This window comes from Kitasatospora sp. NPDC097643, from assembly GCF_040302625.1.
Lineage (GTDB): Bacteria > Actinomycetota > Actinomycetes > Streptomycetales > Streptomycetaceae > Kitasatospora.
The window spans coordinates 1-19730 of record NZ_JBEOSA010000044.1; the positions used below are offsets into that span (position 1 = coordinate 1).

Genomic DNA, 19730 nt, shown 5'->3' on the forward strand with positions numbered 1-19730 from the left:
ACAACCGCTCACCCGCAGGCGACTTGACCTGCCCCACCCTCGCCACACCACAACCAACGACAGCGGGAAGCCAAAGTCACCGGCATTGGCCCTAGGCCGGCAGCCGGGCCGCCGCCGCGTCGAGGAGCAGTTCCAGCGCGAACGGGTAGCCGCTGCGGCGCATGTCGGTGGTCAGCAGGTGGGCGGTGGCGGCGATGTGCGGATGGGTGTCGGCGCCGCGGCGGGCGTAGGAGGCCTGCCAGACCTGGAGGTCGGCGTGCGCGGCGGCGGCGGGCAGGGCGAGCGCGGCGGCGTCGAGCGCGGCGAAGCCGAGGCTCTGGTCGACGAAGGCGTGGTAGATCCGGACCGCCTCCGGATCGGGGAAGCCGGCCCGGCGCAGCACGCCGAGGATGGCCTCGACGGCGGCGGTCTCGTGCTCCCGCCCGGTGGTGCGGTGCGCGGCGAGCAGGGCGGCCTGCGGGTGGGCCTGGTAGGCGGCGTGGATCCGCAGCCCGATGGCGCGCAGGTCGGCCCGCCAGTCGCCGGTGGCCCGCCAGCCGTGCTGGGCGCGGCCGATCAGCTCGTCGGCGACGGCCAGCAGCAGGTCGTCGGTGCTGCGGAAGTACCGGTAGACGGTGCTCGGATCGGCGCCGAGCGCGGCACCGAGGCGGCGGACGGTGAGCGCCTCGGCGCCGTGCTGGCCGATCAGGCGCAACGCCGTGTCGACGATGAGCTCGTGGGACAGGAGGACGCCCTGCTTGGTCGGTCGGCGCCGGCGCCGCTGCGGCGCGGGGACTGCGCGTTCGCTGCTCATGCCCCTGCACCCTAGGACAACGGCGTTGAGTTGGGTACCAAGCTCGGGTACCGAACGGAGGGCCGGTTTCCGGTCGAAGATCATCGGGCGCTAGGCTCACCCCGCAACACGACGCGAGAGGGAGTTCGATGGCGCGGGTTGCGGTGATCGGCGGGGGTATCAGCGGGCTGGGGACGGCCCTCATGCTGGGTCGGAGAGGCCACTCGGTCATCCTGTTCGAACAGGACCCGCGGCAGGCCGGGGACGACCTGGACCAGGACTTCTACCACTGGGGCCGGCCCAAGGTCCCGCAGGCCGTCCAGCCCCACTCGTTCCTCGCGCCGGTGCGCACCGTGCTGCGCGCCGAGGCCCCCGACGTCCACGCGGACCTGCTGGCCCGCGGAGCCCAGGAGTACCACGACTTCGACTGGTTCGACGAGCGCCCGCCGCACCGGGCCGGCGACGAGGAACTGGTGACCCTGCGCACCCGCCGCATCGTGCTGGAGGCCGCCCTGACCGCGGCCGTCCGGCGGGAGCCCGCCGTCGAGGTCCGGCGCGGCCACCGGGTGAGCGCCCTCACCTTCGCGTTCGAGGAGGGCCGTCCGCCCCGGGTCACCGGCGTGCGGGTGGACACCGAAACGCACCCGGCGGACCTCGTGATCGACACCTCCGGCCGTCGCTCGCCGGTGCCCGCCTGGCTGGTCGCGGCCGGCTGCCGCCCGCCCGTGGTCGAGAGCCACCGCGCCGGGATCGCCTACCTGTGCCGCTGGTACCGGCTGCGCGCCGACGGCCCGCGCGACCCGGGGCGGGTGCAGAACGGCTCGGCCGCGCCGTTCGCGCTCGCCGGTGTCTTCCCGTCCGACAACGACACCTTCGCGGTGAACGTGGTGGTCTCCACGGGGGATCCGAGCCGCGGCGCGCTCACCGACCCCGCCGTGTTCGAGGCCGTCGCCCGCCGCTTCCCCGCGACCGCCGCCTGGCTCGACCTGGCCCCCGAACCGCAGTCGGACGTCCTGGCGATGGCCGGCCTGGACAACCGCTGGACCTCGCTCACCGACCAGGAGGGACCGGTCGTCACCGGCCTGGTCAACGCCGGGGACAGCCTGGTCCACACCAACCCCACCCTCGGCCACGGCGTGGCCCTCGGCCTGCTCGCCGCCCAGTACCTCGCCACCCACGCCGACCGGATCGCCGCCGACCCGGCCGACTACCACGTCTGGACGGCCCGGGCCCTGCGACCGGTGTTCGACGAGCAGGTGGCGGCCGACCGCGTCAACGAGCAGCGCCTCACCGAGAGCGCGCCGGCCGCGGACCGGCGGGCCGCCGCCCTGGCCGCCTGCGCCTTCGAGGACCCCGTCGTGATGCGCGCCCGGGCCCAGGTGCGCCACCTCGTCCGACCGGCCGCCGAGGCCTACGGGTGCGCGGAGGTGGACCGGCACGTCACCGCCTGGCTGGCCGACCGCCCGGACTTCACGCCCACGCACGACGGCCCGACCCGGGACCAGTGGGACGCACTCGTCGGTGCGGGGCGGTAACTGCGGGACGTCCTCGTCGGTGCGGGACGGCAACTGCCGGACGAGGAGCGAGGACTGAGGATCCGTCAAAAGCGATCGTCTTTGCATGCCCATGTCGGTACAGTGCTGCGGGTCGACCCCCCACCCGACAGGCGGAGTGCCATGGCCATCGCGCGCAGGTCCATCCTCAAGGGCTCCTCGGCGGCCGGTGCCGCGCTGGTCGCGGGCGGCGCGGTCGCCCAGCCGGCCCGGGCCGCCGACCCCGGCGGCGGCCCGGCGGCCGGCCCGCTGCTGCAGAGCACCCCGCACCGGCTCGGGGCGCCCAGCGTCAGCGGGTTGCACCTCCAGTTCGGCACCGACCCCGCCAGCGAGATGACCGTCTCCTGGATCAGCCCGCAGAGCGTCCGCCGCCCGCACGTCCGGCTCGGCTCACCCGACGGCGGCCTCGGCCGCGTCGTCGAGGCCGAGACCCGCACCTACCGCGACGCGCTCAACCAGGAGGAGGTGTACGTCCACCACGCCCGGCTCACCGGCCTGCGCCCCGGCACCACCTACCTCTACACCGCCGGACACGACGGCGCCAACCCCGAGCTGGGCACCTTCACCACCGCCCCGCGCGGCCGCGTCCCCTTCACCTTCACCAGCTTCGGCGACCAGGCCACCCCCAACCTCCGCCGCCAGGTGAAGTTCCCCGACGGCGTCCCCGGACCGCTCGGCAAGTACCCGGTGTTCACCAGCAGCCAGGTCGGCTCCGCGGCCTCCGCCGACATCGTCGCCGCCGTCGAACGGGTCGCCCCGCTGTTCAACCTCGTCAACGGGGACCTCTGCTACTCCTCCTACAGCGGCCGCCACGGCCAGAGCCGCACCGCCACCTGGGCCGACTGGTTCATCAACAACAGCCGCTCGGCCCGGCTGCGCCCCTGGATGCCGTGCGCCGGCAACCACGAGAACGAGGGCGGCAACGGCCCGATCGGCGCCCTCGGCTACCAGACCTACTTCTCGCTGCCCGACTCCGCGGCGGACTCCGACACCGAGACCCGCGGCATGTGGTACGCCTTCACGGCCGGCTCGGTGCGCATCATCAGCCTCGCCAACGACGACGTGGCCATCCAGAACAGCGGCGACACGTATCTGCGCGGCTACTCCGGCGGGGCCCAACAGCGCTGGCTGGAGCGCGAGTTGCGCACCGCCCGGGGAGACCGGTCGATCGACTGGATCGTGGTCTGCATGCACCACCCGATGATCTCCAGCTCCCAGCACGGCGCCGGCAGCGACCTCGGCGTGCGGGAGGCCTGGGGGCCGCTCTTCGACGCCTACGGGGTCGACCTGGTGGTCTGCGGACACGAGCACTACTACGAGCGCTCGCACCCCGTCCGCGGCACCCTGCCCAACGACACCCGCACCCCGGTGCCGAGCGACACCCGCACCGACCTGGTCGACACCGGGCGTGGCACCGTCCACATGATCATCGGCGCCGGGGGCAACGCCGCCACCACCCAGGACGACCTGTTCGAGACGCCCAAGGGCCGGGTGGTGATCGGCCTGGAGGAGAAGCCGCGCCCGCCCGCGCCGTACCGCGAGTCGATCTGGCTCACCGAGGACGCCCCGTGGGCCGCCGTCCAGGACCGCACCCACACCCACGGCTTCGCCGCCTTCGAGGTCGACCCCGGCGACCGGCGCGGCGGGCTGACCAGGATGAAGGTCACCTACTACACCTTCGACGGCCCGTACGGCGACCTCACCCCGGTCGACACCTTCACCCTCCAGCGCCGCCGCGGCGACGCCCACGACCGGTAGTCACGGACGGAACAGCCCGGTCAGCCTGCTCCACCAGCCGCGCCGCTGCGCCGGGATGACGGGCTTGGCCAATGGCTGGGTGACCTGCTCGGCGGTCTCGGCGTTCTCGGCGTTCTCGACGGGATCGCTGCTCTCCGCGACGACCGGCGCCGCGGCGGGTCGGGGCGGCACCGGCCGGGAGTCGGGGTGCGGCTCGACCACGCGCGGGGTGAACTCCACCGGCAGCTCCACCAGGTGCCGGGAGATCCACGCCGACGTCCAGGTCAACTCCTCCTCCTCGACGGCGAGTCGGAGGTCCGGCAGCAGGGTCAGCAGGATGTCGATGCCGGCCTCGGCGACGGCCCGGCCGATGTCCTGACCGGGGCACTCGTGCGGGCCGGCGCCGAACGACAGGTGGGAGCGGTTGCCGTGCAGCGGCGCGGTCGGGTCGGGCCGGACCACCGGGTCGAGGTTGCCGGCCGCGAGCCCGAGCAGCAGCATGTCCCCGGCCCTGATCTGCTGCCCGCCGAGCACGGTGTCGGCGGTCGCCCAGCGGCCGGCCACCAGGGACATCGGCGGGGAGTCCCACAGCACCTGGTCCAGGGCCTCGCCCAGGGTCATCTGGCCGCCCGACAGGTGGGCGCGGAAGCGCGGGTCGGTGAGCACCATCTTCAGCGTGTCGGCGATCAGGTTGACCGTCGTCTCGTTCGCCGCGAGCAGCACCACCCGCAGGTGCTCCATGACCTCGTCGTCGGTCAGCCCGGCCGGGTGGGCGAGCAGCCGGCTGACCAGGTCGTCGCCGGGGTCGTCGCGCTTGGTCGCCATGGTCCGGCGCAGGCTGGCCACCACGTACTCGTTGCTGGCGATGGCGGTCTCGGTGCCCTTCATCAAGTCCCGGGCGGCACTGACCAGTTGCGGACCGTACTGGTCCGGCATACCGAGCAGCTGGGTCATCACCAGCATCGGCAGGTGCTCGGCGAACTGGGTGATCAGCTCGGCATGGCCGGTCGGTCCGAACACCTGGACCAGCTCGGTGGTGAACCGCCGGACGTGCCGCCGGACGCCGCGCCGGTCGAAGCTGTTGAGGCCGTCCAGCAGCGCGCCGCGCAGCCGCCGGTGCTCCTCGCCGTCCGCGAAGACGCACAGCGGCTGCCAGGCGATCACCGGCATCAGCGGGGAGTCGGCGGGCACGTCGCCGTCGCGGAACGCCGACCAGCGGCGGGAGTCGCGGGAGAAGAGCGAGGGCGTGCGCATCGCGGTGATGTTCGCGCCGTGGCCGAGGATCAGCCAGGCCGGCAGGTCACCGTGCAGCAGCACCGGCGCCACCTCGCCGTGCTCGGCGCGCAGCTTCTCGTACAGGCCCGCCGGGTCGGCCTCGGCCTCCGGCCCGAAGAGCCGCCGCAGGCCGCCGGGGCCGATCGGTTCGACGGCGTGCCCGTGGGCGGGGCAGCCCGGGGGCGGGGTGGGGGAGGAGGCGTCGTCGGGGAACGCGGTCGTCACGGAGTCTCCGGAGTCGTCGGCTGGTCGGGGCGCCACGGGGGGCGGGGGTTTTACGGGGGTGCGGCGGGCTCACCCGGCAGGCGGCGCCGCGAGCTCGTACAGGTAGCGCATCAGCGCCAGCAGGGTGTCCCGGCTGGACGAGCGGCTGCGCGCGTCGCAGTTCACGATCGGTACCTCCGGCGGCAGGTCGAGGGCCGCGCGCAGCTCCTCGACCGGGTAACCGGGCGCCTCGGGGAAGCCGTTGACGGCCACCACGAAGGGCACGCCCCGGTCCTCCAGCCGTCCGATCACCTCGAAGCTGACCTCCAGGCGGCGGGTGTCCACCAGCACCACCGCGCCCAGGGCGCCCTCGAACAGGCCGTTCCAGAGGAACCAGAACCGCTCCTGCCCGGGGGTACCGAAGACGTACAGCACGAGCTGCTCGCTGATGCTGATCCGGCCGAAGTCCATCGCCACGGTGGTCTCGGTCTTGCGCTCGACCCCGGTCGGGTCGTCCACACCGACCCCGGCCTGGGTCATCGTCTCCTCGGTGGTCAGCGGACGGATCTCGCTGACCGAGCCGACCAGTGTCGTCTTGCCGACACCGAAGCCGCCGACGATCACCACCTTGACGGCCATCGCGACCGAGTCCGGCAACAGGTCCGCACTCGCCGGTCCCACCAGCGTGTCAGAGCCTCTGAAGTCCATGCATCACCGCCTCCAACAGGGCACGGTCGGGAAGTTCCGCCGCGGGGACGGCGGCGCGGGCCTCGATCCGCCCGTCGTCGAGCAGGTCCGCCAACAGCACGGTGACCACGCTCATGGGTAGCTCGAGGTAGGCGGAGATCTCCGCCACCGACAGCGGCGAGCCGCACAGGCGCAGGATCGCCGCGTGCTCGGGCTGCATGGTGGGCGTCGGCTCCGCGTGGGCGACGATCAGGGTGACCAGGTCGAACTCGCCCTGGCCGGCCGGACCGCTGCGGCCCCGGGTGATCACGTAGAGACGTTCGGGTTCGCCGCCGTCCCAGCCGTCCTGGCCGGCTGCCGTCATGCGTTCGCCTCGCTGTGCTCGTTCATGTGCCCGCCCTGGTCATGTGCCCGCCCCGTCGGGCGGGGCCGCCGTGCCGGGGCGGGCCGCTTCACGGTGGGCCGCCGTGCGGTTGGCGGTACGGTCGGCCGCTGTACGGCCGGCCGCCGCCCCGCTCACGCGACCTGCTCGGGATTGCGCGGGGGCGTGGACAGGTGCTCGCCGATCCGGGCCACCAGGTCGCGCATCTGCTGGCCGACCAGCCCGGCGTCCACGCCCTCGTCGGCGAGCACCGCGAGGTAGGCGCGGGAGCCGGCCGCCATCAGGTAGAAGTAGCCGCCGTCGACCTCGATCACCACCAGCCGCATCGAGCCGTCGCCGTGCGGGAACTCCTGCCCCACCGCGGCGGCCAGGCTCTGCAGGCCGGCGCAGGCGGCGGCGAGGCGGTCGGCGGTGTCCGGTTCGGTGCCGTACTGCGCCATCCGCAGGCCGTCCGAGGACAGCACGATGACGTGGCGGACGTACGGGACGCTCAGCGCGAGGTCCTTGAGGATCCAGTCCATGTTGCTGCGGTGCGGAATCACTGCTCGCCTTTCCCTGCCGTCTCTTCACTGCTCTGGCCGGCCGGGCCCGATGACGGCCCCTCGCCGTTGATCCCCTTGGTGAACGCCTCCAGCCACAGGCCGGGCTGCACCGGTTCCTTGGCCGGTCCGGGGGCCGCGCCCCGGGGCTGCCCGCCGGTCCGGGGCTGGCCGGCGGCCCGCCCGGTGCCGGCGCCGCCCGCCCGGGCCGCCGGGGGGCGGCGGCGGCGCTGCGGCAGGCCGTTCGCGGTGCGCTCGGTCACCACGACCTCGTCGTCCTTGCCGCCGCCCGACCCCGGGGGCCCCCACGGGTTCGCGGAGCCGAAGGACGGGCCGACGGCCCTGGTCGTCGTCGTGGTCGCGGCCCGCACGCCCCAGGGCCGGGACGGGGTGGCCGGCTTGGGCGGGTTCGCCGGGAGCGGCCGCGGGCCGGAGAAGCTGCCGATCCCGTGCGCCCGCCCGGTCGGCGGCGCGTTGGTGATCAGCTCCTGCGGCACCACCAGCACCGCACGCACCCCGCCGTACGCGGACCGCCGCAGCGACAGCTGGAAGCCGTACGCCTGGCAGAGCCGGCCGACCACGGCCAGGCCGAGCCGGGGGGACTCGCCGAGGTCGTCCAGGTCGTTGGAGGCCTGCGCCTCCCGCAGGCTGCGCTCGGCGCGGGCCCGCGCCTCGTCGGTCAGTCCGAGGCCGCCGTCCTCGATCTCGATCGCTATCCCGGTCTGCACCTCGGCCGCGCTCAGGTGCACGTGGGTGTGCGGAGGGGAGTAGCGGGTCGCGTTGTCGAGCAGCTCGGCGACGGCGTGGATCAGCGGTTCGACGGCCGGACCGACCACCGACACCTGGGCCACCGGGTGCAGGTCCACCCGGCGGTACTCCAGGATCCGCGACATGCCGCCGCGCAGCACGCTGTACAGCGCGATCGGCCGGCTCCACTGGCGGCCCGGCCGCTGACCGGCCAGCACCGCGATGCTGTCGGCGAGCCGGCCGGTCAGCGCGTTGCCGTGGTCCAGGCGCAGCAGGTCGTCGAAGACGGCCGGGTCGTTGCCGTGCCGGTCCTCCATCTCGCGCAGGTCGATGGCCTGCCGGTGGATGATCGCCTGCACCCGGCGGGCGATGTTGACGAAGGCCCGCTCGGCGGCGTCGCGCCGACCCACCTCGTCGTCCACGGCGATGACCACGCTGCGCACCACGGACTCCAGCGCGCCGCGGAACTTCGGCGCGGTCTGCGGGTCGCGGACCTGGTACTCCAGCGCCACGGTCTCCACCGAGGCGCCGTGTTTGATCCGGGCCACCACCCGGGGCAGCTCCTCCTTGGCCAGCCGGATCGCCTCGGCCTCCTGACCGGCCAGCCGCCGCTGCAACTCGCCGATCTGCCGGTTCTGTTGCGACCGCAGGCCGGCGAGCTCCCGCCCCCTGCGCGCCGACTCCGCGGCCACCACGGCCACCAGCACGGTCCCCGCGGCCCCGCACCAGAGCACCTCCGCGCGGGCCCCGGCGGACACCAGCAGCCCGGCGACCACCGCGGCGGCCGCCATCACGGCGGTGGGCAGCAGCCAACCGAGCAGCGGCGCGGAGAGTCGTCTGGCGGGCGGCGATCCAGCTCGAAGCATTCAGCATCCTCAAACGATCGAAAGAGTACGGAGACGGTCATGAGCAGTCCGCGCTGGCGACGGCCGGCTCGGGCGGCGTGGTGGTGCAGCATAGCCAAGTTCCGGACATTCCTGACGGAAACTCAAAAAGACTGTCACAGAGCCGACTTAGCCCGATTTCACCGGACATGCCAGACCAATCGCACGTCAGTCGCAACCCTGCCGCACGACCCCTCGTCCCCACCCTTCTCCCCCCGGCCCGCCCCCACCCGCAACCCGCCCCGGATTCCCCCGACCGGAGGGTTTCCACCCCAAGTCGCTACCCCCGACCACGAGTTCGTGCTACCACCCCCACCCGTCAACCCCGATCCCCCCGATTACCCGAAAAGAGGCCCCCGCCCCGCGTGGTGCCCTGCCCCCGGCCCCCGTCGCGGCTTACGCGCCGTCGAAGTCCGGGTCCACCTGCGCACCTGGCGCCTCGGCTCCTAAGGTCGGCGTATGAGCGGTCACGCCGGGGAGGTTCCCGATTCACTCGGCCGGACACTGCGCCACCTCATGGGCGACGCGGTCTGGAACGGCATGCTGTCGGGGGCGTTCGAGCGCCGGCACGCGTTGGGCGACACGCTGCTCCGCCAGGGAGAGCCTGGTACACATGTGCTCGCGCTGCTGGGTGGCGTGGCCAAGGTCATCCGGCGGGAGCGGAGCGGGGAGCTGACGCTGCTCGCGTTCCGCGGACCGGGTGAACTCCTGGGCGAGGTCGCCGTGCTGGACGACGGGGTGCGCTCGGCGAGCGTCCAGGCGATCTCGGACTGTTCGGTCGCGGTGCTCGCCAAGGACGCGTTCCTGCGGTTCGTCACCGACCAGGACCTGTTCCCGGTCATGGTGCGCTACGCCCTCGGCAGGTTGCGGGAGTCCGACCTCGCGCGGGGCGGCGGGGGCGTCGTGGCGAGGCTGGCGACCGCCCTGGTCGGCCTGGCCGAGCTCTCCGCAGGCCGGGTGGGCGGGCCGCGGCAGGGCGTCGAACTCGCCCTGACCCGTGACGAACTGGCCCAGTACCTCGGCGTGTCGCGCAACACGGTGACGGCCGGCCTGGCCGAACTCGGATCCTTCCAGGTGCACGCCGGGCGCAAGCACATCGTGCTCGGTGACCTTCCCGCCCTGCGGAGCGCGGTCGTCGCGCTGCGTGGCTGACCCGCCACCCCGCGATGTGATGCCCGTCACGGGAGTATCGCACTGAGTGAGCGGACCGCGGCACGGGTCCTGGCCATGCTTGGAGGCAGAAGGTCGCACCGGAACAACAAGGAGCCCTGATGCCGCAGTTCGACCAGTCGTTGCCCGAGACCAGTGCCCTGCCCTTCAGCCGGAGCAGGGAGCTCCCGCCGTACCGGGGGATCGTGGCCGTCGACGCCAAGGACTTCACCGGCCACCCGGCGATCGAGCACGGCACGATCAGCCAGGCCGTCCCGCACGTGTTGCAGCGGTCCTTCGAGCGGGCCGACCTCGCGGAGGTGTGGCACGACCGGAGGTTCCCCGCGTCCACGGGGGACGGGTACGTCTTCGGGTTCGACCCGGCCTGGATGCCGTTCCTGATCCATCCTTGGCTCCACACGTTGCAGGAGGTGCTCACCGAGTTCAACGTGCACTCCATCGGGACGGTGCGGATCCGGCTGCGGGTCAGCCTCCACATCGGGCCGCTGCCCGATTCGGGCGAGGAGTTCGACGGCAACGGCACGCCGCGCAACGACACCCACCGGCTGCTGGACTCCCGGCCCGTCAAGGCCATGCTGGCCGCCTCCAACGAGAGCATCACCCAGGTGGCCGCGATCCTGTCCGACCGCTGCTACCAGGACGCCGTGGTGAGCGGCTACACCGGGCGGCACCCCGACCACTTCATCGAGGTGCCGGCGACGGTGGAGGGGAAGCGATTCGACCAGCGGGCCTGGCTGTACGTGCCCGTTCCGTCGGGCAATCTCTACGACCGCCGCATCCTGGGCGACCACGTGGTCGAGGAGCAGACGGCCCGGCGAGGGCAGGCCGACACGGTGGGACGGACGTCGGCCGGGGCCGCCCAGGGCACTCCGGCGCCACGCGTGTCCGTGCGGCAACAGGCCGACCGGGGGAACATCAACGCCGGTACGGTGAACGGCGACCAGAACGTGACCAATGTGCGCGGCGACCACGCGGGCCGGGACTTCGTCCGGGGGGACTCCTTCGGCGGTGACTACGTTGCGGGACACAAGGCCGGAACGGTCCAGGGCAACCAGGGCGACACCGTCCACGGCAAGCGGAACGGGCGCCGCCGGTGAGCGCCGCCGAGCTCCCCCCCGTCGAGGAACGGCCCCCTGGCCCGGCCACTCATGACGCCGGGGGGAGCGAGGACCCCGACGAGGCCGACGCCTTCATCGAGTTCGACGAGGATTTCCTCGACCTGTCCGGTGGGCCGGCGGGTGCGGGTCGTCCGTACGTCATCTACGCCCCGCACGGCAACATCAACACCGGCTCCGTGCACGGGGACCAGCACGTGGAGAACGCGGACGGCCGTACCGCACGCGACAGCCCGCGGGTGGAGGCGCACGAGGGTCCGATCTCCGCGCTGGAGCTCCTGGATGCCCAGGCGGGCTTCGCGGAGCCCGAGTGGCTTCCCACCGCGCTGGCGGAGCTGGACAGCGGTCTGCTCTTCCTGGTCGGCGAGCCCGGTACCGGGCGGCGCACCGCGGCCCTGAACCTGCTGTACCGTCACAGCGGCCACAGCATGAACCTGCGGGCGCTCGACGGCGACGAGGATCTGTCACGCTGGCGCCCCACCCACACCGGGGCACGCGGGTACCTCGTCCACGGCCTGCTACCCACACGACCGCTCGGACCGGCTGTGATCGCCAACCTCCGCCGTCTGCTGAGCGAGGCCGGCGCCCGTATGGTGATCGTCCTGCCGTACGACCCGGAGCACCTTCGTCGGCTCTCCCGTGATCTGCACGTCTCCCCGGTCCGGTGCCAGCCCCCGGCGCCCCGCGCGGTCTTCGAGGCCCGACTGACGGCCGCCGTACCCGAGGCGAACCGGCGGGCGCGGCTACTGGAGCGCCTGGATGCGGGCCTGTTGGACGAACTGCTGACGCCGGAACTGGTCCCCGCGCAGGTCGCCGAGCTGGTGACGACGGTGAGCCGGGCCGACGAGGACGGACCGGACCTCTCCGATCTTCGTGAGCGCCTCAGCTTTCTCGCCGAAGGAGAGGTACCGGACCTGCTGAGCAGACTCCGGGACGACCCGGACGGGCTGGCGTTCCTCCTGGCGACCAGCGTCTTCGAGGGGCTTGACCACCGGGTCGTCCGCGAGGAGGCGGACCGGCTTCGCGGCCTCGCCGACGGCCGGCTGGACTCCGCCCTGCCCGAGAGCGGCGACGATGGAGGGCCGGGGCGACGCGAAGGCCCCCGGCCGAACCCGCGGTTCGTCTTCCGGCGCTCGTTGGACGACCTGCTGCACACCATCCGTGCCGAGTGCGCGCCCCCGGTGGTCCTGGCGAACACCGTCTACAGCTACACCGTGGAGGCGGTGCGCTTCACCCGGCACCGACAGGCCGAAGCCGTACTGCGACACGTGTGGCGGCAGTACGGCGAGCTCTCCGCGCTGCTGACCGAGTGGATGGACACCGTCCCCGGTACGGAGCGTGAACTCGCCGAGCCCGTCGGCCGCGTCATGGGGATGGCCGCCAGCTGGGGCGGCGGACGCCGTGCGCTGTGGCACATCCGCCAGCTGGCCACGTCCGAGCGTGCGCAGAGCCGCAGTACCGCCGCGTTCGCGCTGGGCATCGCGGCCAACGACCCCGTCCTGGCCGGCGAGATCAAGTACCTGCTCAACGACTGGAGCGGTAGGGGGAGCTGGCGGACCCGGTCCACCGTCGCCGAAGCCTGCGGGACCGACTTCGGGGCAGCCCGGCCGGAGCTCGCCCTGGCGCTGCTGCGACGCTGCCACCGGGGAGACGACGGCGACGAGCGCCATGTGGCCAAGGCCGTCCAGCACTCCCTCCGGGCGCTGATCGCGGCAGGCAATCAGCCGGCCGTCCTTCGTCAACTCGCCGACTGGGCCGACCGCGAGGGCCCGGACGCCGACCTCGCGCTCCAGGTCTTCCCCAGGGTGCTGTGGCAGGACCCCACATGGTTCCAGGAACAGCTGCTCACCGTCGGTGAGTTCACCGAGACCGTCGTCCACCTCGTGCGCCGGACCCTCAACGACGACCGGTCGTTCGACGCGACCTGCCACGTGCTGATCGGCTGGTGCCGTCTGGCCCTTGCGGACGAGTGGCGCCGAGCCGCCGTGGAGACGCTGCTCAGCGCGCTCGCCCAGGAGATGCGCCACGGCGAACTACGACTGTTCGTCGAGATCGACCGCAACGAGGACCGCGATCTGGCCGGGCGGCCCATCGCGCGCCAGGCCTTGCAGGCCTGGCGCCGGGGCGAGTCGCAGCCGCACCAACCGACCCACGCGTACGGAGAAGCCCGATGACCGCCGAGACCGACCAGCCCGTCTACCTCCGCGCCGCACACGCCCCGTGGCGGGAGATCCTGCGTCATCGTTGGTCGGGGCGGCGCGACCGCGCCCTCGTCCTGCGGGATCGCGACGGGCTCTACCACCTGCTGGGGGACCGCGCTCACCACGGCACGTCCGGGGAGGAGTTCGGCCCGGAGGCGGGGCGGCCACGGGTCGCCCGCCTCGGGCTGCGAGGCTTCGACCGCGCGTACCTCGTCGAGCTGGACGAACGCCAGGGGAGCCGGGGCGTGGGCTTACCGACGTCCTACGGGATGGAGTCGATGGAACTGCACGTCCTGTGGTGGGTGCACGACGCCGCGCAGGTGGTGCGCACCAGGACCGTGCGGGGGTGGCTGGCGGTCCGCAAGGACCTCGACCAACGACTGCGCCACCTCAAGGAGCAGTGCGCCGCCGCAGGTGTCGGCCTGGGCGCCAATGAGCTGATGCAGTACCTCGCGGCGCCCCATCTGATGCCGAACTGCGGCCTCGGCTACCGGGTCGCGGACGTCTCGGCGCGGGAGAACGGCGGGGAACTGAGACTGGGGGAACCCGACGGTGCCGATCTGCCGTACGCATGGTCGGAACGGAGCCAGGACGAGTACGCGTTCTGCCGGCGTGCCGTCCAGGACGGCCCCGTCGCACTCGCCGCACTCTGGCTGGCCAGGCACCCGGACGAGGTCCGGCAGGTGCTGGACTGGTCCGTTGACCACGCTGAGCTGCTCCGGGGCGAGACCACCTGGCAGGACCAGATGGCCGTCCTGCTGGGCAGACTGACGGGGCAGGAACAACAGGAGCTCTCCCACGTGCTGCGCGAGCGGCTGGTCGCTCTCGGCCGACGGGTACCCGGTCCCGGGACGGGCGCTGCGCCACAGGGCCCGGGAACGGACCTCGGGAAGACTCGGGCCCGCGCCAACGGCTGGCACAACGGCGTGGCGAACGGGAGGCCGGCGTGACGCGGACGACGCTGCGCCGCCGGGGGGTGCGGTCGGCGCCACATGATGCGACCGGAACGGCCCGCCTGGCCCGTCGCAGGCCACGGTCGCGGTCGGTGCGTCGGCCCGGCCGGTCGAACGCGACCGCAGGGGGCGTGTCCGACCCGCTGACCGTGTCCGCGATGGAACGCCTGCTGGCCGCCAACAGTTCGGAGCTCATCCGCGCGGACACCAAGGCCGCAGTCCTGCTGGGATTCACCGGAGCCGCGCTCGGCACCTTCATTCCCCTGACCAGGAACGACGGCATCGAATCCGGAGCTCTTCAGGTCCTCTGGTGGAGTGCGGTCGCGAGTGCCCTGCTGGCTGCGGGCTGCCTGGTCTCGGCCCTCGCGCCGCGTCACCGCAAGGGGCGGCGTCAGGCCGCCACAGGCCCTGGCTACTTCGAGCACATCGGTCCGAACGCGGGTCCGGAACGGCTGAGACGATCCTTCGAGCGTGCAGGGCGCGACCCGGCCGGCCCATTGCTGTCCGCCCTGGCCGGGACGAGCGCGATCATCCGGGCGAAGTACCGATGGATCGAGGCGGGAACCGTCCTGCTGCTCCTCGCCCTACCTCAATTCGCCGTCACGATTCGGCCGATGTGAGGGAAGGGAGCCCGGGCCGGGCTCCGGCCGGATTGCGGCCGGGGCCTGGCCCAGCGATGCAGGCAACGGATGTTGCTCCACGGGGCAATGGCTGTTGACGGATGATCGGAGGGCCCCCTAGATTGCCGGGCGTGACTATCGATGATCTTGGGCGGCGGGTGGCGGCGGATGTGGTGGGGGACGGTGGGTTGGCGGGGTTGCGGCGGTTGTCCGGGGTGATCGCGGAGTTGGAGGAGCGGCGGACCGGGGTGGTGGAGGAGCTGCGGCGGGGGCGGGTGGCGACCTGGGAGGAGATCGGGCAGGCCTGCGGGATGACCCGGCAGGGGGCGACCCGGCGGTGGGCCGGGCGGTTGCGGGCGCGGTCGTTCGGGGTGGCGGCGGAGTCGTACCAGCACGGGCGCCCGGGGTACCCGCAGGCGCTGATCGGCTCGGCGGTGCCGAGGGAGGCCCGGCGGGTGCTCGATCTGGGCGCGGGCACCGGGAAGTTGACGCGGCTGCTGGTGGAGGCCGGGCTGGAGGTGGTGGCGGTCGAGCCGGACGGGGCGATGCGGGCGCAGCTGGCGGCGGCGGTGCCGAAGGCGGCCGTGCGGGAGGGTTGGGCGGAGCGCATCCCGCTGCCGGACGGCAGTGTGGACGCGGTGGTGGTCGCGCAGGCCTGGCACTGGTTCGACCCGGCGGTCGCGGTGCCGGAGATCGCCCGGGTGCTGGCGCCCGGCGGGACGCTCGCGCTGGTGTGGAACGTGCGGGACGAGTCGGAGCCGTGGGCCGCCGAGCTCGGGGCGCTGATGCACCGTTCGGCGCGGCAGGAGATCGACACCCGGCCGGTGCTGCCCGCGCCGTTCGGCGAGGCCGAGCGGCTGGAGATCCGCTGGGAGCACGCCACCACGCGGGCCGGCATCGTCGACCTGGTGGCCTCGCGCAGCTACGTCATCGCGCTGCCGGAGGCCGAGCGGGCGCGGCTGCTCGCGGACGTCGAGGAACTGCTGGCCACCCACCCCGACCTGGCGGGCCGGGACGGGATCGCCATGCCGTACCTGACCCGGTGCACCCGTGTCCGCCGCGGCTGAGCCGACCGCCGCACCTGAGCCGCGCCCGGTGGTGATCCGCCGCCTCGGCGTCGCGGACGCCGAGCGCTACCGGGCGTTCCGGCTGGCCGCGCTGCGGGCGGCCCCGACCGCGTTCACCTCCAGCTACGAGGAGGAGCGCGCCCGGCCGATGGCGGCGACCCTGCGGCGCCTGGCCGGGGCCGAGGAGGGCCCGGGCGCGCTGCTGGGGGCCTTCGGCGAGGACGGCGCACTGCTCGGCACGGCCGGGCTGAGCGTGCCGGAGCGGCGCCAGGAACGGCACAAGGCGACGCTGTACGGGATGGCCGTGGCCCGCGCGACGGCCGGCCGCGGCATCGGCCGGGCCCTGGTGGAACGGGCGCTGCGCACCGCGGAGGAGGACCGCCGGCTGCGGCAGGTGCTGCTGACCGTCTCGGCGGGCAACGAGCCGGCCGTCCGGCTCTACACCTCCTGCGGTTTCGAGGTCTGGGGGCGTGAGCCGAGGGCGGTGTTGGTGGGCCGGCGGGCGGTGGTGAAGCTGCACATGGTGCGGCTGCTGGACTGACGGGGCCGGGGGAGCGCCCCGCGCCGCGTGTCGGTGGCCGCTCCTATCGTGGGCCTCGGCACACGAACCGAACCACAGGAGGCCGTCCGTGATCGTCGAGCGGATGCGGGTGTACCGGGAGACGTTCCCCGAGGACCAGCTGACCCGCTGGCCGTGGACGGTCCCCTGCGTCCGGGCCCTGGTCGGCCCCGGCATCGCCTTCCCCGCCCCGGTCACCTTCCTGGTCGGCGAGAACGGTTCCGGCAAGTCGACCCTGGTCGAGGCGCTGGCCGAGGCCTTCGGGGTGGACTCCTACGGCGGCCGGGCCGGCACGCGCTACGCGGGCCCGCGCGAGCCGGGCACCGTCGGCGCCCGGCTGCGCCTGGAGTACTCGGACCGCGGCCGCGCGATGGCCGCCGGCCCCCGCTCCCGGCGGCGCGGCTTCTTCCTGCGGGCCGAGACCGCGATGCGGATGATCGACGAGAACCAGGGCCGGTCCGGCTACTGGGCGGACCGGACCGACCTGATGAGCCACGGCGAGCGGTTCCTGACGGTCTTCGAGTCGATGTTCCGCGAGCCGGGCCTCTACGTGCTGGACGAGCCGGAGGCGGCGCTCTCCTTCACCTCCACGCTGCGCCTGGTCGCCCTGCTGCACGACCTCGGCCGCACCGGCGCCCAGGTGGTCTGCGCCACCCATTCGCCGCTGCTGGCCTCGGTGCCGGGCGCTGCCGTCCTGGAGGTGGGCGAGCACGGTGTGCGCGCCGTCCGCTGGCAGGACCTGGAGCTGGTCGACCACTGGCGCCGCTACCTGGAGCGCCCGGACGCCTACCTGCGCCACCTCACCGGCCCGGCCTGACGGGCGGGCCGGGCCGGTGAGGACAGGGCGACGACGGTTCAGGGCAGCGGGATGCGCACGACCTGCGGGTCGTGGTCGCTCAGCTGCGTGCTGAACTCGCTGTTGATGTGCACGATGTCGTAGCTGTAGGCCTTGGCCGCCAGCGCGCCGGAGATCAGGATGTGGTCCAGCACCTGCGAGTTGCCCTCGTACACGTAGGTGTAGCGCTCGGCGAGCGGCAGGGTGCGCGGCAGGTCGGTGAGCGAGCCGCCCGCGGTGAGGATGTCGGCGGTCTGCGAGAACTCGAAGTCGTTGAGGTCGCCGAGCACGATCACCGAGGCGTTCGGGTCCACCGCGAGGATCTGGTCGGTGAAGGTCTTCACCACGGTGGCCTGGTTGTGCCGCTGGGTCTCGGACGGGTGCGCCGGCGGCTGGTAGCGGCCGAACAGCGGCTGGTCCCCGCCCTTGGAGTTGAAGTGGTTGGCGATCACGAAGACCGGCTTGCCGTTCCAGCGGAACTCGCCGGCCAGTGGCTTGCGGCTGGCGTTGAACGCCGAGTTGTTCGGGTCGATCCGGCCGGGCGAGTACGCGAGCTGCGGCGTGCCGCCGTTGTTGACCACCGAGTCGGCGGTGGTGGAGCCCGCCCCGGGCCGGTCGGTGAAGCTCAGGCCGCGGTCGGTGCGGAACAGGAACACCTGGCGGATGTTGCCGCCCGGCTGCCCGCCGTCCTGGTCGTCCACCGGGTCGATCTCCCGGTAGGTGTAGGCCGGGCCGCCGGCCGCGGAGATCGCGGCGGTGAGCTTGGCCAGGGTCTCGTCGGCGGCGGTGGTGCCGTCGTCGGTGGCGCCGCTGTTGTCCTGGATCTCCTCCAGGGCGACCAGGTCGGGCGCGCGCAGGTTGGTGACGATGCCCGCCGCCAGGCCGTCGAACTTGCTCTGCGGGTCGCCGGGGGAGAGGTTCTCCACGTTGAAGGTGGCGGCGGAGAGCTGACCGGCCGTCGGCGCGGCGGTGACCTCGGGCGCGATGCCGCCGGAGGAGACCGCCGGGGTCGCGGTCACCTGGAGCTTGAAGTTGCCGAAGGAGTAGTCGAGCACGCCGACCGTGGCGCCGGTCAGGGTGTCGCCGACGTCGGCGGTCGGGGTCGGCGCCAGCGCGTTCGCCAGGGTCACCCGTTCGGGGTTGCCGTCGGCGGCCTGGAGCAGGATGCCGCCCCGGTTGGTCCGGGTGGTGCTGCCCTGCGGGACGACCGGGACGTCGCCGTACTTGTTGGTCGGGCCGACCACGGCCGCGTTGTCGATCTCGACCCGCATGCCCTCCAGCGACTCCCAGAAGTCCAGGCCGTCGGTGGCCGGGTGGTAGCCGCCGGCGGTCTCGACGTCGCCGGAGGTGACGCTGGAGATCACCGCGGACGGGGGCACCCGGCCACCGGCGCCGACCAGGGTGGCGGCGGGCAGCGGCGCGTTGTGGGCGAGCACCGTGACGGTGGGCGCGGTCAGCTCGGTGATCGACAGGTTGGTCGTGCCGCCCGTCCCGCCCGGCCGGTACTGGCTGACGGTGGCGCTCACGGTGACCGAGTCGCCGACCGCGACGGAGGGCGCGCCGGCCGTGTAGACGTAGATGCCCTCGCTGGTGCCGGGGTCGCTGTCGGGCTGCGGGTCCTGGTACCAGAACCCGCTCGGGCCGACCGCGGTGACCACACCGGGCACCGCGCTGACCGCGCCGCCGGCCAGCGGGGAGGTGCGGGCCGCGCCCTGGATGTCGTGTATTCGGGTGCCGCCGGTGCCGCCCCCGCCGGTGGACGAGGAGTTGCGCGGGGTGGGCGCGGCGACCGCGAAGTCCGCCGCGTTGTTGTCGGTGTCGGTGGCGCCGCCGCCGGCGCGCAGGGCGGCCGAGGTGTTGGACAGGTTGCCGGTCGGGGAGCCCTCGGCCGAGCTGGCGCTCGACCCGTAGCCGACGAAGTCCTTCACGGCGGGCAGCGTCGCGCAGCCCGAACTACAGGTCAGCGCGGTGCCGTTGGTGACCAGCGCGACCTTGCCGGAGCTGGCGCTCATGGCGATCGTGCCGGTCGCGTCCGGCGTCGGCAGCGCCGCGCCCGCACCGTTGCCGGCCGCCTCCTGCACCAGGAAGTAGTGGCCCGGGGCGATCGTGCCGCTCAGCGTGGTGCGCGACCAGGTGGAGCCGCCCGCCGAGGAGTACTGCACCGTCCAGCCGGTGACGGACACCGCGGTCGTGCCCCGGTTGTACAGCTCGACGAAGTCGTTGGTGTACGGGGCGCCGGAGTTGCCGCCGCCGCCGAACACCTGGCTGATCACGACGTCGGGTGACGCCGCCTGCGCGACACCGGCGGGCAGCGCCAGCAGCGCCGCCACGACGGCTGCGGCGGACGCGCCCGCCAAGGCCCTGTGCCGGACACGTTCGGTTCTCCGCATGAGGCTTCCTCCCTGGGAACAAGTGGCCGGGAAAATCCGG

The 19730-nt window shown here is 73.4% G+C and carries 17 protein-coding genes; 10 read left to right on the forward strand and 7 right to left on the reverse strand.

Translation table 11 applies throughout. The features are described from left to right. Positions 1 to 91: 91 nt before the first annotated feature. On the reverse strand, positions 92 to 793 hold the full coding sequence (locus tag ABTY15_RS25270) for a TetR/AcrR family transcriptional regulator (protein WP_350599665.1): 702 nt from the start codon (positions 791 to 793) through the stop codon (positions 92 to 94). Between the two features lie 128 nt (positions 794 to 921). On the opposite strand from ABTY15_RS25270, the gene ABTY15_RS25275 reads away from it, so the two are divergent. Together ABTY15_RS25275 and ABTY15_RS25280 are read left to right on the forward strand one after the other, a co-directional pair. Further along, on the forward strand, positions 922 to 2307 hold the full coding sequence (locus ABTY15_RS25275; RefSeq protein WP_350599669.1) for an FAD-dependent oxidoreductase: 1386 nt from the start codon (positions 922 to 924) through the stop codon (positions 2305 to 2307). Positions 2308 to 2448: 141 nt separating this feature from the next. Then, the gene (locus tag ABTY15_RS25280; RefSeq protein ID WP_350599672.1) at positions 2449 to 4083 is read left to right on the forward strand and encodes a purple acid phosphatase family protein; all 1635 of its coding nucleotides are present in this window, start codon (positions 2449 to 2451) and stop codon (positions 4081 to 4083) included. Here the strand turns inward: ABTY15_RS25280 and ABTY15_RS25285 are convergent, their stop codons facing one another. The 5 genes from ABTY15_RS25285 to ABTY15_RS25305 form a co-directional block, all read right to left on the reverse strand. Then, positions 4084 to 5562: a cytochrome P450 gene (locus ABTY15_RS25285; protein WP_350599676.1), complete on the reverse strand. Its 1479-nt coding sequence runs from the start codon at positions 5560 to 5562 to the stop codon at positions 4084 to 4086. 69 nt (positions 5563 to 5631) lie between these two features. Next, positions 5632 to 6249: a GTP-binding protein gene (locus tag ABTY15_RS25290; protein WP_350599679.1), complete on the reverse strand. Its 618-nt coding sequence runs from the start codon at positions 6247 to 6249 to the stop codon at positions 5632 to 5634. Continuing rightward, positions 6230 to 6592, reverse strand: coding sequence for a DUF742 domain-containing protein (locus ABTY15_RS25295; protein WP_350599681.1), 363 nt, complete (start codon positions 6590 to 6592; stop codon positions 6230 to 6232). Before ABTY15_RS25295 ends, ABTY15_RS25290 begins: the two co-directional genes overlap by 20 nt. A gap of 152 nt (positions 6593 to 6744) precedes the next feature. Further along, on the reverse strand, positions 6745 to 7131 hold the full coding sequence (locus tag ABTY15_RS25300) for a roadblock/LC7 domain-containing protein (RefSeq protein WP_350599812.1): 387 nt from the start codon (positions 7129 to 7131) through the stop codon (positions 6745 to 6747). A 17-nt stretch (positions 7132 to 7148) separates the two neighbouring features. Next, on the reverse strand, positions 7149 to 8762 hold the full coding sequence (locus tag ABTY15_RS25305; RefSeq protein WP_350599684.1) for an ATP-binding protein: 1614 nt from the start codon (positions 8760 to 8762) through the stop codon (positions 7149 to 7151). A 477-nt stretch (positions 8763 to 9239) separates the two neighbouring features. On the opposite strand from ABTY15_RS25305, the gene ABTY15_RS25310 reads away from it, so the two are divergent. The 8 genes from ABTY15_RS25310 (at position 9240) to ABTY15_RS25345 (ending at position 17282) form a co-directional block, all read left to right on the forward strand. Beyond that, the gene (locus ABTY15_RS25310) at positions 9240 to 9932 is read left to right on the forward strand and encodes a Crp/Fnr family transcriptional regulator (RefSeq protein ID WP_350599687.1); all 693 of its coding nucleotides are present in this window, start codon (positions 9240 to 9242) and stop codon (positions 9930 to 9932) included. Positions 9933 to 10051: 119 nt separating this feature from the next. Beyond that, a complete protein-coding gene (locus ABTY15_RS25315) occupies positions 10052 to 11047 on the forward strand; it encodes a hypothetical protein (RefSeq protein ID WP_350599691.1) in 996 nt (331 codons plus the stop codon). Continuing rightward, positions 11044 to 13239, forward strand: coding sequence for a hypothetical protein (locus tag ABTY15_RS25320; RefSeq protein WP_350599694.1), 2196 nt, complete (start codon positions 11044 to 11046; stop codon positions 13237 to 13239). Before ABTY15_RS25315 ends, ABTY15_RS25320 begins: the two co-directional genes overlap by 4 nt. Then, a complete protein-coding gene (locus ABTY15_RS25325; RefSeq protein ID WP_350599696.1) occupies positions 13236 to 14216 on the forward strand; it encodes a hypothetical protein in 981 nt (326 codons plus the stop codon). Before ABTY15_RS25320 ends, ABTY15_RS25325 begins: the two co-directional genes overlap by 4 nt. Positions 14217 to 14350: 134 nt before the next feature. Further along, positions 14351 to 14839, forward strand: coding sequence for a Pycsar system effector family protein (locus tag ABTY15_RS25330; protein WP_350599699.1), 489 nt, complete (start codon positions 14351 to 14353; stop codon positions 14837 to 14839). Between the two features lie 131 nt (positions 14840 to 14970). Next, a complete protein-coding gene (locus ABTY15_RS25335) occupies positions 14971 to 15906 on the forward strand; it encodes a class I SAM-dependent methyltransferase (RefSeq protein WP_350599701.1) in 936 nt (311 codons plus the stop codon). After that, positions 15890 to 16447, forward strand: coding sequence for a GNAT family N-acetyltransferase (locus ABTY15_RS25340; protein WP_350599703.1), 558 nt, complete (start codon positions 15890 to 15892; stop codon positions 16445 to 16447). Before ABTY15_RS25335 ends, ABTY15_RS25340 begins: the two co-directional genes overlap by 17 nt. 88 nt (positions 16448 to 16535) lie before the next feature. Then, positions 16536 to 17282: an AAA family ATPase gene (locus ABTY15_RS25345; protein ID WP_502893585.1), complete on the forward strand. Its 747-nt coding sequence runs from the start codon at positions 16536 to 16538 to the stop codon at positions 17280 to 17282. 38 nt (positions 17283 to 17320) lie between these two features. On the opposite strand, the gene ABTY15_RS25350 is transcribed toward ABTY15_RS25345, so the two are convergent. Further along, the gene (locus tag ABTY15_RS25350; protein ID WP_350599706.1) at positions 17321 to 19690 is read right to left on the reverse strand and encodes a DUF8508 domain-containing protein; all 2370 of its coding nucleotides are present in this window, start codon (positions 19688 to 19690) and stop codon (positions 17321 to 17323) included. Positions 19691 to 19730 lie beyond the last annotated feature (40 nt).

What these genes read in the sequence shown, in the direction of transcription:
- ABTY15_RS25310 (WP_350599687.1), top strand. Translation starts at nt 9,240, where the DNA reads ATGAGCGGTCACGCCGGGGAGGTTCCCGATTCACTCGGCCGGACACTG.
- ABTY15_RS25275 (WP_350599669.1), top strand. Translation starts at nt 922, where the DNA reads ATGGCGCGGGTTGCGGTGATCGGCGGGGGTATCAGCGGGCTGGGGACG.
- ABTY15_RS25270 (WP_350599665.1), bottom strand. Translation starts at nt 793, where the DNA reads ATGAGCAGCGAACGCGCAGTCCCCGCGCCGCAGCGGCGCCGGCGCCGA.
- ABTY15_RS25280 (WP_350599672.1), top strand. Translation starts at nt 2,449, where the DNA reads ATGGCCATCGCGCGCAGGTCCATCCTCAAGGGCTCCTCGGCGGCCGGT.
- ABTY15_RS25350 (WP_350599706.1), bottom strand. Translation starts at nt 19,690, where the DNA reads ATGCGGAGAACCGAACGTGTCCGGCACAGGGCCTTGGCGGGCGCGTCC.
- ABTY15_RS25295 (WP_350599681.1), bottom strand. Translation starts at nt 6,592, where the DNA reads ATGACGGCAGCCGGCCAGGACGGCTGGGACGGCGGCGAACCCGAACGT.
- ABTY15_RS25290 (WP_350599679.1), bottom strand. Translation starts at nt 6,249, where the DNA reads ATGGACTTCAGAGGCTCTGACACGCTGGTGGGACCGGCGAGTGCGGAC.
- ABTY15_RS25315 (WP_350599691.1), top strand. Translation starts at nt 10,052, where the DNA reads ATGCCGCAGTTCGACCAGTCGTTGCCCGAGACCAGTGCCCTGCCCTTC.
- ABTY15_RS25305 (WP_350599684.1), bottom strand. Translation starts at nt 8,762, where the DNA reads ATGCTTCGAGCTGGATCGCCGCCCGCCAGACGACTCTCCGCGCCGCTG.
- ABTY15_RS25325 (WP_350599696.1), top strand. Translation starts at nt 13,236, where the DNA reads ATGACCGCCGAGACCGACCAGCCCGTCTACCTCCGCGCCGCACACGCC.
- ABTY15_RS25300 (WP_350599812.1), bottom strand. Translation starts at nt 7,131, where the DNA reads ATGGACTGGATCCTCAAGGACCTCGCGCTGAGCGTCCCGTACGTCCGC.